The following is a 13,408-nucleotide window of genomic DNA, read 5'->3' as shown; positions in this document are numbered from 1 at the left end:
GATGGAACGAAGTGGTTATTTCAGGGTAATGGTGACAGGCGTATTCCGATAGACGCTTTCCGTTGTCTGCCATCCGCCGTCGATGACGTATCCGTTCAAATATCCCTTGTATGTTTTTCCTTGGCGGCTGGTAAAGGTGATGGTGGCAGGTTTGGTCGAGTCTGCGTAATTTTCGTCGCCGGAAAGAGTATATGTATTTATTTTGCGTCCGTTGTCAATCGTATACGAATATTCAAAATTCGCCTTTTTCCCGCGTGGTCGGTAGGTAATACTATCGGTTGCGACAGAGTTGACGGTGCCGGAGGTCGCGGTTTTCATGCGGATTGTGTCACCCCCTTGTATGGAGATGGTGGCTCCGGCCAAGGAGGCGGGCGCCTGTACAGGGCCGTTTCCTCCAGAAGTGGCTGGGGCAGGGAGGATGGTGTTGCAGTTGGACAAGGTGCCGCAGGCGGCCAGTACGAGGAGGTGCGTGGTTTTTTTCATTTTGGTGTTTCTTGGTTGTCAGTGTTGTGGATGCCGTTATGGAGACGGAAGTGTTTATTGTCGAAGGCTTGTCATGCCTGTTGAATGTTCAGAAGCGTACCGATTCCCAAAACGCCTGAGAGCCGAAGGCGTTGGTGAACATCATGCGTGCGAATTGCATGTCCAGTTCTTTGGCGACGTCGGGATCGAGGAGTTCTTTCCATGGTTTGTCCGGTCCGGCGGCTTCCTTGAGTTTGGAGATCAGTTCTTTGATTTTAGGGGCGGCTACGTCGGCGCTTTTTTTGTCGGAGACGTTTTTGATGGTGGAAAGGAGCTGTTTGGCTAGTCCGTTTGGCGAGTTGTCGGAGCAGGATGAGAGGCAGCAGGCGATTAAGGCGACTGTGGCCGCGGAGAAGACGGAATAGTGTGTCATGACGGTGTTGTATGGAGAGGTGGTGGATGAATGCGGGAAGATGGGAGATATGATCCCGCCCGCAGAAGTGGATGGATCAGCTTCCGCGGACGGGATTCCCACAACGAAATCAGTTGCCCTTAACGGTGGTCGTGTAGGTGGTTACGACGCCGAGGATGTTTTTCCGGTGCGTATCTACGCTGGAGACGGAGGTGATGCCGCCATTCTTTTTGGCGGCTTCAATGGAAGAATCTCCCACTGCGACGAGGCCGAGGTAAGAGGTGGCTTCGGCTGTGCCTGTGCGGCTGCCCCCGGAAGCCGTGGCGGCGATGGGGTCGGCGGCGTTGGTGTAGATGACGCCGATGGGGCGTTCGGTGATTCCTCCGCAGCTGCAGAGGAATGAGGCCGCAGCAATGAGGCAAACGGTGTTTTTCATGTTGGTATCTATTGGTTATTCGGTTTTCGATGATGCCACCAAAGTTTGTTTTGGTGGATTACGACACAATAGATACTGTATTTGTAATACTGTGGCCGCCGGATGGTTGTCTGCCTTTTATTCCGTTTACGGTGAGGCATTTGTTTTGAGGTATGAAGGCTGTTTTTCCTTGATGCGTTTTCCGGCGGTTTGCCATGGAGATGCTATCATTTTCCCATTTGTTCATTTTAGGCAGATACTGCATCTTTTTTCTTTCTTTTTGTTGACACAGTATTACAAATACAATGATGATTTCAGACTATCAATTGGCTCAACGGTTTGTGGAGTCGTCCGGAATGCGGTGGTGCGATGCCGTGCGGCTTGTGTTGGATTTGTACGACCATGTGCCCGAGAATGTGCGCCGTTCCGCTGATGCCTGTTTTCTGCGGATGAAGGAGATGGTGGAGCTGGGTGCGGAGGCGCACAGGGTGCGCCATGCGACACGTTCTTTGTCCGAGGTGATGGAGCTGAGTATTTCTGCCCGTTTGCATCGGAGGTTTGCCACTCGTTCCGATTTGCGGTATTTTGCCCGCAGGATTTTACGATCGGTTCCGGAAGCGGCCGGGCGTCCTTTGCGGGCGATGAGTACGCGTGAATGCCGGGGTATTCTGACACGCACGTTTCATACGCCTGCGCAGTACAGGAAGGGGCGCGCTTTTCTCAGCAGTGTGTTTGCCTACGGGGTGCGGCAGGAGTGGTGCGAGGAGAATCCCGTTCTGCGTATCGAGGTTCCGGTGGTGCGGGAGGGTGAGATCAGGCCTTTGTCGATGGCGGAGATCAGGCGGCTTCTGGATGTGGCTGGGCGCGCGGAATTTCGGGCGATTGCTCCGGCTCTGGGGTTGATGCTTTGGGCCGGAATTCGCCCGAACGAGGTTCGGCGGCTGCAGGCGGAGGATGTCGATCTGAGGCGCGGGTTCGTGTATGTGAAGCCGAGGCATTCCAAGACAGGCGGCGGCAGGCAGGTGCCGATTCGTCCTGCTCTGCAGCGTTGGCTGCAAAAGCATGGGATGCCTTGCGCATGGAGTTTGTCCGGTTGGAGCAGGCGCTGGAGGTCTTTACGGGCAGCAGCGGGGTTTGAGCAGTGGCAGCAGGATGTGCTTCGCCATACGTTTGCGAGTTATCATGTGTTGTGTTTTGCCGATTTGCCGATGTTGCAGCTTGAGATGGGGCATCGTTCCGTGGAGTTGTTGAGGACGCGGTATGTGAATGTTTTGCGGCTGAGGCGGGAGGAGTGCCGCCGGTTTTTCGAGTGTATGTGAAGGGGGGGCGCTTCCGTGGCGGGATGCCCGTTTGTTGAGATCCGGTGTTGACTCTTTGTGTGGCAGTGGGTAGGATCGGGGAGATGGTTCGGTTGCTGCATGTGCTGGAGATGCTGGTTGGGTTCGTCGGGAAGAAGCCATGGTTGAGCGCTTTCGTGCTGTGTGCAGTTTGCGCCGTTGTGTCCAGGGTGGCGGTTCCGCCGTTTTTGCATAACGACGATTGCCAGATTCAGTTTCTGCTGGCGGATGGAGGGATGTTTTCCTTTTATACGAATGTTTGTCTGGCATCGGTGTTGGGATGGTTTTCCGATGCAGTGCCGTCGGTGAGCTGGTATCTGGTGCTGCTGGTGGGCGCGGGTTTTGCGGCTTTTTGGTGTGTGACGGGTTGCGCTCTGGAGGGTGCATTTGCACGGCGGCATGATGGAGGAAGGTTTTTTTTGTGGTCCAGATTGATGGTTTTGATTTTTTGCGCTTATTATGCGTTCGAGTGTTTGTCTTATATCCAGTATACGCAGATCGGTATTTTTTGTGTGCTGGGTGCCGTTTGGCTGTTGTTTTCAGCCGTTGAGGGGAGCAGGGGTGTTTTTGGTCGGAGGGTGTTGTATGCGTTTGGTCTGTGGCTGGTTGGAGTTTGCCTGCGCTGGGATGTGAGCTGGGTGGGATGGTTTTTCTGTGCCGGGTTTGCCGGCGCGCTGTGGCTGAAGAGGGCGTCTCGTGCGGCGCAGGTGCGGTTTTGGGCGGTAGCGGTCGTTTTCGTTCTGGCATGCCTGGGGTTGAAGTGGGTGCAGGAGGAGGCGTATGCCGGATGTCCGGAGTGGGAGGAGGCTGTACGTTTGCAATGGGATCGGGTGGCGGTGCAGGATTATCCGGATTGTTCCGGCAAGGATAAGTCGGATGCCTATGCTGCGCTGGGGATCCGGGGGTTCGAGCTGGAGGCGTTCAAGTCGTTCGTGTATGTGCCAAGGATGGACGATGCGGTTTTGATGTCGAAGGTGAGGGAGGTTCACCAATCGGGGGCGGCCGGGTTGTGGGGGGTGGAGCAGTTGGGCAGGCTTGGTTTTCCTCCTTTTGACGGTTCCAGAATTTTGCGGATGGTGGATAGCGGGGAGAAGGTTGCGTTCTGGGTGCCGTTGGGCTGTTTGTCGTTGCTGCTGGTGTTCTGTTCGTCGAGGAGAGGGGTATGGCCTCTGGTGCCTGTTCTCGGTGGTTTTGCAGGGTATGTGGCCGTGCTGGTTTTTTTGGATCGTTGCGTGCCGCGGGTGCTGAATCCTGCCGTGGCTGTGGCGGGGCTGGCGGTGATGGCGTGGATGCCGGCCTGTGCTTGTGCTGCAGGCCGCCGGAGGTGGGTTCAGGTGGCGGCAGGTTTCGCGTGTGCGGGCTGTGTGGTGTTTTTATGCCGGAATTACGGTTGGGTGTTTCGCAAGGCTTTCAGCGGGCAGGAGCGTGTTCCGGCTTTCGTTTTTTGCCAGTCGCATCCGGATGAGCTTTTTTTGCTGCTTTGCCAGCCGGGTGGGACGGGGCTGCTGCCGGAAGGTGTGACCGGTTTTTCGAGGGAGTTTTTGAAGTCGACCAATATGTTTCCCGTCGGGGACGGGTGGATGTTTTATTCACCTGTTTACCGGGCCGAGTTGCAGCGGAGAGGGTTGGAGCATCCTTTCGCCGCTTTGGTGAGGGATGATGTTTGGCTGGTGGCGCAAGATGAAGAGGGAGGGTTGCCCCGGTTTGTTTTGAAGTTGGCCGAGGATGCCTGCGGTTGCCGTTTGGAGGCGGTGCGTATGCAGTCGGTGGGCGGTTTCGCTTTCTGGAAGTTCAGGCGGGCCGCCGCGTTTTGAGGCAGGTGCGGTGTGTCCATGCCTGTTTTGCCGTCGCGCCGGGTTATGGCGCGGGGGCGACGGTGACCCATGTGCGGGCGGTTTGCGGCGAGAGGGTGCGGCGGATGTAGGTTTGCATGTCTGCGTGGCCGATGTGCCGGATGCGTTCGGCGTGTTGTTCGAAGTAGTCGGAGGGGAGTCCGAGGAGGGTGTCTACGGCGATGCTGGAGCAGATGCGTTTGTTGGATTGCCGGGCAATGAGGAGGGCCGAGAGGGCTGTGGCGCGGGTGCGTTCGAGTTCTTCGGGGGTGATGCCGGTTTGCGCGATGCGGTCGAGGAGTTGTTCGAGGGCTTTGCGGGCGGCGGGCAGTTGTTCGGGGGAGGTGCCGAGGTAGTAGACGATGTTTCCGGCGTCTATGCCGCAGAATTGGGTGGATGAGGCGTAGTAGGCGAGGCCGAGGCGTTCGCGGATTTCGGTGAAGACGGGGCCTGCCATGTCCTGGCACCATTCGTTGAGGAGGGAGGCAAGGGCGAAGTCCGGCGAGGTGACGGGAGCTCCGGGCAGGGCGACGGCAAGGACGGCCTGTTCTTTGTCGAGTACGAAGGCCGTATCCCCTGCGGTTTGTGGCGGCGTGGGCGTGGTCGAGGGGCGGCTGCCTGCAGGCATGCCGGAGAGGTGTTCGCGGATGTGAGTGAGGATGAGTTCCGGGTCGATGTCTCCGGTGATGCAGAGGACGGCATTTTCAGCGCAGATGATGCGAGCATGCTGGTCGATGATGTGCTGGCGGGTGATGCCGGAGAGGCTTTCGGGGGTGCCTCCGGTGGGGTTGCCGTAGCTGGCGGTGCCGTAGCACTGGCGGCGCAGGTTCTGGAAGGCGAGGGAGGGAGGGTCTTCGAGGATGTCGCGGGCGTCGGCGATCATGGCTTCGCGTTCGTTTTCGAGGGCATCTGCGGGGAAGGTGGGGCGGATGCAGATATCGGCCATGAGGTCGATGGCGGTGCCGATGTCGTCGCTGAGGCAACGGGTGCTGACGGTGAGCGTGTTGTTGCCGGTGGATGTGTTGATGGAGCCGCCGAGGTTTTCGAGGGCGGCGGCGATTTCTTCCGAGTTGCGGCTTTTGGTGCCTTTGAGGAGGCATTCTCCGAGGAGGGTGTTGATGCCGGCGGTTTGTTCCGTTTCCGTCGGAGATCCTGCGCCGAAGGCGATGCAGGCGTGGACGAGAGGGAGGCGCATGTCCGGACGAAGGATGATGCGCAGTCCATTGGGCAGTGTGTGTGTGTGGAGCTGTGGCCGGGCGGCTGTTTCTTCGGCAGCGGTTGACGGAGGGTTTGTGCCGGTGGGGTCGATGCTGATTTCAGTGAGGCGTTCGGTGCCGAAGTAGGTGCGGATGAGGGTTTGCAGGTTTTCGGCGGTGACGCGGGCGAGGGCTTCATGCCATTCCTGCATGAGGCCTGTGTTGCCCGTGTGGAACCACGAGAGGGCGGTTTCGCTGGCGAGGCCGTTGGCGGTGGAGATTTGCTGGAGGCGTGCCGATTGGATTTGTTTGACGGCGCGGGCGATGCCTTCGCGGAGGTCGGTTTCGGTGATGGCGGCGATTTCTTGGAGGATGAGGCCGCGCAGGGTGTCCCTCTGCTGCCGGTCGACGTCGGCTTCGATGACGAAGGCTCCTTCTTCACCCTTCCCGGGGATGATGGTGGTGCTGATGTCGTAGGCGATGCCTTGCCGATCATGCAGGTTGCGGTAGAGTAGGGCGGTGCGGCCCGTGCCGAGGATGTGGGAGAGGATGGCGAGGGGGGCTGCTTCGGGAGATTGGGCGTCGGGTATGCGCCATGCAAGCATGAGGGTGCTTGTGGGCTGGGCGTATTCCCGGCGTTCGGTGCGGCAACCCCATTGGCGCGGTTCGGGGACAGGGGGGAGGAAAGCAGGGTCGGCGGGGGAGAGGTGCCGGGTGAGAGCGGTTATTTTTCGGATGGCCGCTTCCGGGTCGATGTCTCCCGCGATGGTGATGAAGGTGTTGTTCGGGGTGTAGCGCGCGGCGTGGTAGTCGAGCATGTCCTGCCGGGTGAGGCGGTCGAAGGCTTCCCGTTCGCCGAGGACGGGGAGTTTTCGCGGGCTGCGTTTGTAAAGGGTGCCGATGAGGGTGCGGTACGCGAGGTCTCCGGGGTCGTCCTGGTACATGGCCATTTCCCGGCGGATGACTTCTTTTTCCTTGTCGAATTCTTCGGCGGGGAAGGTGGGGTGGTAGACGAGTTCGGCGAGGAGTTCGAGGAAGGTTTCCCATGCTTCGGCCGGGCCGTCGATGTGGTAGACGGTGCGGTCGGTGGAGGTGTATGCGTTCCAGTGGCCGCCCAGTGCCTGTACCTGTTCCGCGAGTTGCTGCCCGGTGTGGTTCCGTGTGCCTTTGAAGACCATGTGTTCCAGCAGGTGGGAGAGTCCGCTGCCCAGGTGGCTGCCTTCCTGCATGGAGCCTGTGCGTACCCATATCTGGAGGGAGACGACGGGGTGCGCGGCGCAGGGGCGAAGGAGGACGGAGAGGCCGTTGCCGCAGGTGTGGGCGCGGGTAGGTATTTGCATGGGAGGATTGTAGTACGCGCGGTGCTCGGCTGGCAAGCGCCAAGTCCGTGCTGTGTTGTTTTATCTGTCTGCTGCAGGGCTGGCAGGGTATGAAAAACGCGTCCATGCAGGCATGGACGCGTGGTTGTTCGAAAACGGTTCAGGCTGTGCCTGCCGCAGGGTTACTTTTTGGCCGCAGGAACGACGACGGACGGTACGGTTTCCGTCGGAGTGGGCTGTTGCTGCTGGCAGCAGCAGGAGGCAAGGAGCATGGCGGCACCTGTGAGGGCGAGCATGGAGATGGTTTTCATCGTGTTTTTGTGTTTTATGGTTTTCCTGGCCCGTGGATGGGTAGGCTGAGGCTAGATTAGCATTCGTTGCCGTTTGTTGGCAAGTGCAAACCGTATGGTTTGCCCGGCACTGAAGACAAAAAACGCGTTCATGCATGTCATGAACGCGTTGTACGTACTCGAAAGATCGTATTTGCTATCGAGAGGGCTTACTTTTTGCAGCCCTTGGTGATTACCTGATTGCCTTGATCGACGACGGGATCCGGCTGCTTCTGCTGGCAGGAAGCGAATACGAAGGCGACGCTGGCGAGAGCGATCATGGAGATAGTTTTCATATCTTTGTTTTTCTTGTTGTTGGGTTACCCTCAAGTCCGCAGGGGCTGAGGTCACAGGAAATATAGTGTTCTTTTGTCTGTTTGCAAGCTCAAAGTGAGGGGATTCGGGCGTTTTTTTCATTTTGTGCGCTGTTACGTGCAGAGAAGTACACAAAATGTGTTTCCGGGAAGGTGCTGCCAGCGTTGCAGCTGAATAATCGAGAAAGGAGGCGGAGGTCCCTGTGGCGATTTTTAGGCTTTTACCATATGCAAAACGCGTCCACGAGTGATCGTGAACGCGTTTGAAATGGTTGTGACGGGAGGGTCATGCCTCCCGGATCACTTACTTCTTGTCCTTCTGGATCGTAACAACGGGGGGCTGTTCGACCGGCTTGACTTGCTGCTGCTGTTGGCAGGAAGCGAACACGAAAGCAACGCTGGCGAGCGTAAGCATGGAGATGGTCTTCATATGATGATGATTGTTGTTTTTGGTTTGATGTTGTTGTCCAATCTTCTTCCGAAGAGAGGAAGACACAGGCAATATAGGATATGGGCGTGCGTTTGCAAGTCTAAATTGAGGCTGCGCTGCATTTTTGCCTTTGCCGATAAGCAAAACGCGTCCACGAGTGATCGCGAACGCGTTTGAAATGGTTGTGACGGGAGGGTCATGCCTCCCGGATCACTTACTTCTTGTCCTTCTGGATCTGAACCTGAGGAGTCTGTTCGACAGGCTGCTGCTGCTGTTGCTGCTGCTGGCAGGAAGCGAACACGAAAGCGACGCTGGCGAGAGCGAGCATGGAGATGGTCTTCATATGATGATGATTGTTGTTGTTGTTTTGATTGGTTATCCTGCCCACGCAGTGAGCAGATGTCTGATTCACTATACATGCTGCGTGTCCGATTGCAAGCCCAAATTATCTAGAAGATAGAAAATTTGAAGGTGAGATGCGCTGATAATGTGCGTTTTCACGTTACCGCGTTCCTGCGTTTTTTATGGCGCGAAGAATGATGGCGGCAAGGATGCACGGGAGGCACAGCAGTGCTGCGATGCTCCAGCGGATGTAGGGCCAGCAGATGGCGAAGCTTCCGTCCTTGGCGTCGTAGACGTAGGTTTCCCGGTCGTCTGGCGAGATGAATATCCAGATGGCCGGCAGGAGGAGCCCTGCCAGTACGAGGAGGAGCGTTCCCGAAGACTGCGGTGCAGGAGGATGTTGGCGAGTCCGTTCTTCTGGCGGTTCGTTGCGTTCCAGTGCGCCGGTTGCATGGTGCCGGGGCGGAAGGAGGGGCATGCCGGTGTCCGCCGCTGGAGCGGCGGTCGACGCGGTTGGCGGCTGCTCAGCTGCCGGGGCGGATGTGTGTGCCGGCGGTTCGCTGCCCTGGCCGAGCGGCGCACCCGTGCGAACATGGATGTATTCCCGGCATTGCGGGCAGCGCATGACGGCTTTTTCCTCGATGTGTGCGGGGTAGGTGTACCGGTATCCGCAATAGGAGCATGTGGCGGGGAGCCGCTCGGTGTCTTCAGTCATCGATGGGGAAGAGTTCGGTGCGGGAGAGTCTGTTTTCCGGCGCCTGCCGGAGTTCGGTGAGGCGTGCGCGGAATTGTTCGCAAAGGTCCTTATGGGCTTCGGCGACGTTGTTGCGCTCCTGCGGGTCGTTTTTCAGGTTGTAGAGTGCGCCTGTGGCCGGAGCCTTGTCACTGGGAGAAAGGCCGTTGAGTCCGCGGCGAATCGGCGCGCCGGGCGGGACGTATTTCCAGTCTCCGCTACGGAAGGCGAGGTTTTGTCCCATGCTGTTGAGGATGTGTTCGGAGCGTCCCTGAGAGGTTTTTCCGAGCAGGGCGGGGAGGAGTTTCTGGCTGTCGGCGGGATGTTCCTGTTCTCCGGGGAAGAGCTGGCCGAGGGTGGCCATCAGGTCCATCTGGCAGAGGACGGCTGTGCTTTCACCGGGGCGGACAGCTTTGGGCCAGTGGACGATGAAGGGGATGCGCGAGCCGCCTTCGAGGATGCTGTATTTGCCGCCGGAGAGTGGCCCTGCGGGTTTGTGGCCGTTGGCGTCTTCATTGGCGCGGTCGGCGTAGCCGTCGTCCATGACGGGGCCGTTGTCGCTGGAGAAGATGACGAGGCTGTCTTCGGTGAGGCCTGTTTCGTCAAGGGCTTTCATGATGCGGCGTACGCAGTCGTCCATTTGGACGGCAGCATCTCCACGGATGCCGCACTGGCTTTTGCCGAGGTAGCGTTTATGCGGGTCGCGCGGGACATGGATGTCGTTGGTGGCGAAGTAGAGGAAGAAGGGCTGTTTGGCGGCAGCCTGCCGTTTGATGTAGTCGACGGCATGTTCGGTGATGTCGTCGGCGATGTTCTGGTCGTCCCAGAGTGCAGCTTTGCCACCTTTCATGAAGCCGATTCGGCCGATGCCGTTGATGACGGCATTGTTGTGCCCGTGGCTGGATTTGACGCGGAGGAGTTCGGGGTTGTTTTTGCCGGAGGGCAGGCCCGGGAAGTTGTGCTGGTAGGATACCTGGATGGGGTCTTTCGGGTCGAGGTTGCGGACGGTTCCGTTCTGGACGTAGACGCAGGGGACGCGGTCGGCCGTGGCAGCGAAGATGAAGCTTTCATCGAAGCCGCATTCTTTCGGCCCCGGGCTGATGGGTTTGTTCCAGTCTACCTTGCCGTTGCCGAGGCCAAGGTGCCATTTGCCGATGACGGCTGTTTTGTAGCCGTTTGCCTGAAGCATTTTGGGCAGGGTGGGGCCAGCGGGGTCGATGAGCAGGGCTGCATCGCCGGGAAGGATGTTGACGTCTTTGCGGCGCCAGGGGTAGGTGCCTGTGAGGAGGGCGTAGCGGGAGGGAGTGCAGACGGCGGATGAGCTGTAGGCATCGGTGAAGCGCAGGCCTTCGTCGGCGAGTTTGTCGATGGCGGGGGTTTTGATTTTTTCTGCGCCGTAGCAGCTGAGGTCGCCATAGCCGAGGTCGTCTGCATAGAGGAGGATGATGGCTTTGGGCGGTGTGAGCGGCTGGGCCGGGGCGGTTTCGGCGCAGCAGGCGCCGGAGATCCCCGCGAAGAGGGCGAGGAGCTGTCCGAACGGGCGGGTGCGGTTGTGTGCGGGAGCTTGCTTGTTCATGATGATTTTAGGTTGAAGCCGTGCGGGATGCCGGGATGCTGACCGAATGTGTATTCTTTATAAGAACGTAGCCCGAGAGCGGTTTCTATCAGGTTTGTGCCGTGCGGCGGAAGCTTTTCCAGACGTAGCGCTGGAAGATGACTTTGATCGCAGCCGTGAGGGGGATGGCGATGAGGGCGCCGACGATGCCTCCCAGGACGAGCGACCAGAAGAGGACGGAGAACATGACGGTGAGGGGGTGGAGGCCGACGGTGTTGCCGACGACGCGCGGCTGGATGATCCAGCCGTCCAGCTGGCTGACGCCTACGAAGATGGCTCCGACGACGGCGACGCTGCCCCAGCTCTGCCATTCGACCCATGCGATGATGAGCGCCGGGATGGCTGTGAGGACGGGGCCAAGGTAGGGGATGATGCCAAGGACTGCGGCGGCGGCGGCGATGGTGATGGCGTAGGGGAGTCCCATGATTTTCAGCGCGATGGCAAGCAGGACGGCATCAATGAGGCTGACGAGCATTTGTCCCCGGACGAAGGAGATGAGGTAGGAGTTGATATCGTTGAGGGTTTCGACGCATTCGAACTGGAAGCGGGAGCGGCGCAGGGGGAGGTAGGTGTGCCATTTGCTGCTGATGGCGTCGCCTTCCTTGAGGAAGTAGAAGAGGTAGATCGGGATCATGACGAGGCCGATGATGGCAGCCGTGAGGCCGAAGATGGCCCGGCCTCCGGCTGTGAGCCACTGGGAGACGGCGTCGATGAGGCTGGCGGAGTTCTGGTCGAGGACGATGGCGAGCTGGTCGGTGGGGGTGGTGGCTTCGGAGATGCGTTTGAATTCTTCTTCCGTCATCAGGGGGTCGGTGCGGGCGTCTTTGACGGTTTTGGCGTAGATGACGTTGATTGCCTGGGAGATGCCGGGTTGCTGGGCAAGGTCTTCGGCGGCATGGGTTGCCTGTTCCCAGATGACGGTGCGGTTTTCAATGAGCTGGTTGGTCTGCGTGACGAGGGGTGGAACGATGGCTGCTCCGAAGCCGAGGACGCTGAGGCAGGCTGCACTGACGACGAAGATGGTGGCCCACGAGCGGCGGACGCCGCGTCTCTGGATCCATTCGACGACCGGGTTCAGGATGTAGGCGATGACTCCTGCTACGATGATGGGGAGGAGGACCGGCTCCAGATAGGAGAAGATGCGACCGAATCCCCAGAGGAGGATGCAAACGAGGCCGATGAGGATGACGAGGGAGATGCCGGAGAGTGCGCTCCATGCGACGTTCCTCTGGAAGTCGGACGGGATGGAGTGGCTTTTTTCCTGTTCTTCCGGGGCGTTGTGGAGGGAGTTCATTCAGTGCGGGGTGAGGGTGGTGCTGTTTGTGCTGCGGGAGGAGTTGCGTTGTCCGGAGCCGGTGGCGGGCTGGCGGTGGCTGCCGCACCGGGGAGGATGGCGGGTGGTTCCTGTGCCGGCTGGGCGGGCGGTGTGAGGGAGGAGGGGACGATGGTCGGGGGAAGGTTCCACTGGACGTCGAGGATGTGGTTGCGGCGTTTGACGAGTACCTGGGCGCTGCTGCCGGGCTGGGTGGTGACCTGGTCGAGGTAGGCGAGGCTGGGTTCTTTGTTGCCGTCTATTTGCAGGAGGAGGTCGCCGGAGCGCAGTCCGGCCTGCCAGGCTGGGCTGTTGTTCGAGACGACGGCGACATAGGGCGGGCCGTCGCCCTGTTTCGGGATGAAGGTGACGCCGACGAGGTTGAGGCCGTTCGGAGCGGGAGCGAGGCTGCGAAGGCGTGAGAAGTAGAGTTTGCCGCCGGGGCCGTCGAGCCAGAATTCGCGTTCGGCCAGTGCGCCGGATCCGAGCATGATGTCGAAGGCTTTGGCCATGCCCATGGTTTTGGGGTCGGCGAAGTTTTCGCAGATGACGACGTTGCGCATGGAGAGTTTGCCGACGGAGTAGTGGTTCACATAGACGCATTCCTTGACGAAGTAGCCGCCGGCCGCCGGGCTGTAGCCCGAGTAGGTGATGGGGGTGAGGTGCGGATATTTCTGTTTGAATGCCGCCCATTTCGCCGGTGAGAGGTAGACGGCGAACGGTGCGCCCGTGTCGAGGACGACGCTGCCGTAGCCCGGGATGTTGAGATGGGGAAGTGTGCCGTTTTTGCGGATGGCAAAGCTGTTCCAGCGGCTGATGCCAGGGGGGAGTTCGCAGGTGAATCCGTGGGAGAGGTCGGGGATGTTGATGTTCCAGACGTATTTCCGGATGGTTTCCCAGCCGATGAGTCCCTGGCAGGGGGCTCCCGGTGCATCGACGACGTAGGTCGGGGTGTCGATGCTGCCGCTGGGCGGGTTCAGCGTGACGTCGAGGGAGGTGGTGCGTACGGTTCCTTTGCCGCGGATGCGGCCGCCGAGTTCTTTGACGGTGTCTGCAAAGAGGATGACTGCTGGTTCCGATCCGGTGTCGAGGCCGAGGCTTATTTCCTCTTGTCCGACCCATGCGCGCGCCATGGGAGGCATTTCGGGCGGGTTGATGGCATGGATGGGAGCGGACGCATCATCCAGCACGGGAATCTGAGCGCAGGAGGCGCAGAGGAGGGCGCCCATCAGGATGGTGGTTTTCCACTTCATGAAGCGTTCCATGTTTATAGTCCCGGATCCGTTGGATGACAAGAGGAAAAAAGCGGATGCCAGGCAAAATGCCGACATCCGCTTCGCCTTTGAGAGTGGTGAAGGCC

The 13,408-nt window shown here is 59.2% G+C and carries 14 protein-coding genes; 2 read left to right on the top strand and 12 right to left on the bottom strand.

Annotated features, from left to right (window positions below; all coding sequences use genetic code 11):
* Window positions 1–15: 15 nt before the first annotated feature.
* The 3 genes from AC781_RS03155 to AC781_RS03145 all read right to left on the bottom strand — a co-directional run bounded on the left by AC781_RS03155 (window position 16) and on the right by AC781_RS03145 (window position 1,310).
* Window positions 16–483 (bottom strand): hypothetical protein, encoded by a 468-nt coding sequence (locus AC781_RS03155; RefSeq protein WP_067773390.1) that lies wholly within the window; start codon window positions 481–483, stop codon window positions 16–18.
* Between the two features lie 88 nt (window positions 484–571).
* Window positions 572–895 (bottom strand): hypothetical protein, encoded by a 324-nt coding sequence (locus AC781_RS03150; protein WP_067773387.1) that lies wholly within the window; start codon window positions 893–895, stop codon window positions 572–574.
* Window positions 896–1,004: 109 nt separating this feature from the next.
* Window positions 1,005–1,310 (bottom strand): TRL domain-containing protein, encoded by a 306-nt coding sequence (locus tag AC781_RS03145; RefSeq protein ID WP_067773384.1) that lies wholly within the window; start codon window positions 1,308–1,310, stop codon window positions 1,005–1,007.
* 284 nt (window positions 1,311–1,594) lie between these two features.
* Here AC781_RS03145 and AC781_RS03140 point away from each other — a divergent pair, with 284 nt between their 5' ends.
* Together AC781_RS03140 and AC781_RS03135 are read left to right on the top strand one after the other, a co-directional pair.
* Window positions 1,595–2,608, top strand: a complete 1,014-nt coding sequence (locus AC781_RS03140; protein WP_067773381.1) for a tyrosine-type recombinase/integrase — start codon at window positions 1,595–1,597, stop codon at window positions 2,606–2,608.
* Window positions 2,609–2,691: 83 nt separating this feature from the next.
* Window positions 2,692–4,440, top strand: coding sequence for a hypothetical protein (locus tag AC781_RS03135; protein WP_067773377.1), 1,749 nt, complete (start codon window positions 2,692–2,694; stop codon window positions 4,438–4,440).
* Window positions 4,441–4,483: 43 nt separating this feature from the next.
* Here the strand turns inward: AC781_RS03135 and AC781_RS03130 are convergent, their stop codons facing one another.
* From AC781_RS03130 to AC781_RS03110, 9 genes are all read right to left on the bottom strand, one after another.
* Complete coding sequence (locus AC781_RS03130; RefSeq protein WP_067773374.1) at window positions 4,484–6,994, bottom strand: M16 family metallopeptidase; 2,511 nt, start codon at window positions 6,992–6,994, stop codon at window positions 4,484–4,486.
* Window positions 6,995–7,155: 161 nt separating this feature from the next.
* Entirely contained in the window at window positions 7,156–7,284 is a 129-nt protein-coding gene (locus tag AC781_RS14350; RefSeq protein WP_281241782.1) for a hypothetical protein, read from the bottom strand.
* A 188-nt stretch (window positions 7,285–7,472) separates the two neighbouring features.
* Window positions 7,473–7,598, bottom strand: a complete 126-nt coding sequence (locus tag AC781_RS14345; protein ID WP_281241781.1) for a hypothetical protein — start codon at window positions 7,596–7,598, stop codon at window positions 7,473–7,475.
* 322 nt (window positions 7,599–7,920) lie between these two features.
* Entirely contained in the window at window positions 7,921–8,046 is a 126-nt protein-coding gene (locus AC781_RS14340) for a hypothetical protein (RefSeq protein WP_281241780.1), read from the bottom strand.
* A 214-nt stretch (window positions 8,047–8,260) separates the two neighbouring features.
* On the bottom strand, window positions 8,261–8,389 hold the full coding sequence (locus AC781_RS14335) for a hypothetical protein (protein ID WP_281241779.1): 129 nt from the start codon (window positions 8,387–8,389) through the stop codon (window positions 8,261–8,263).
* A gap of 159 nt (window positions 8,390–8,548) precedes the next feature.
* Window positions 8,549–9,103, bottom strand: a complete 555-nt coding sequence (locus AC781_RS03125; RefSeq protein WP_067773372.1) for a hypothetical protein — start codon at window positions 9,101–9,103, stop codon at window positions 8,549–8,551.
* Window positions 9,096–10,697, bottom strand: coding sequence for a sulfatase family protein (locus AC781_RS03120; RefSeq protein ID WP_067773369.1), 1,602 nt, complete (start codon window positions 10,695–10,697; stop codon window positions 9,096–9,098). Before AC781_RS03120 ends, AC781_RS03125 begins: the two co-directional genes overlap by 8 nt.
* Window positions 10,698–10,785: 88 nt before the next feature.
* A complete protein-coding gene (locus AC781_RS03115) occupies window positions 10,786–12,030 on the bottom strand; it encodes an AI-2E family transporter (RefSeq protein WP_067773366.1) in 1,245 nt (414 codons plus the stop codon).
* Window positions 12,027–13,301, bottom strand: coding sequence for a PDZ domain-containing protein (locus tag AC781_RS03110; protein WP_172801769.1), 1,275 nt, complete (start codon window positions 13,299–13,301; stop codon window positions 12,027–12,029). Before AC781_RS03110 ends, AC781_RS03115 begins: the two co-directional genes overlap by 4 nt.
* Between the last annotated feature and the right edge of the window lie 107 nt (window positions 13,302–13,408).

It is taken from the genome of Neoakkermansia glycaniphila (assembly GCF_001683795.1).
Lineage (GTDB): Bacteria > Verrucomicrobiota > Verrucomicrobiia > Verrucomicrobiales > Akkermansiaceae > Akkermansia > Akkermansia glycaniphila.
This window is presented reverse-complemented; position numbering and strand designations above follow the sequence as displayed.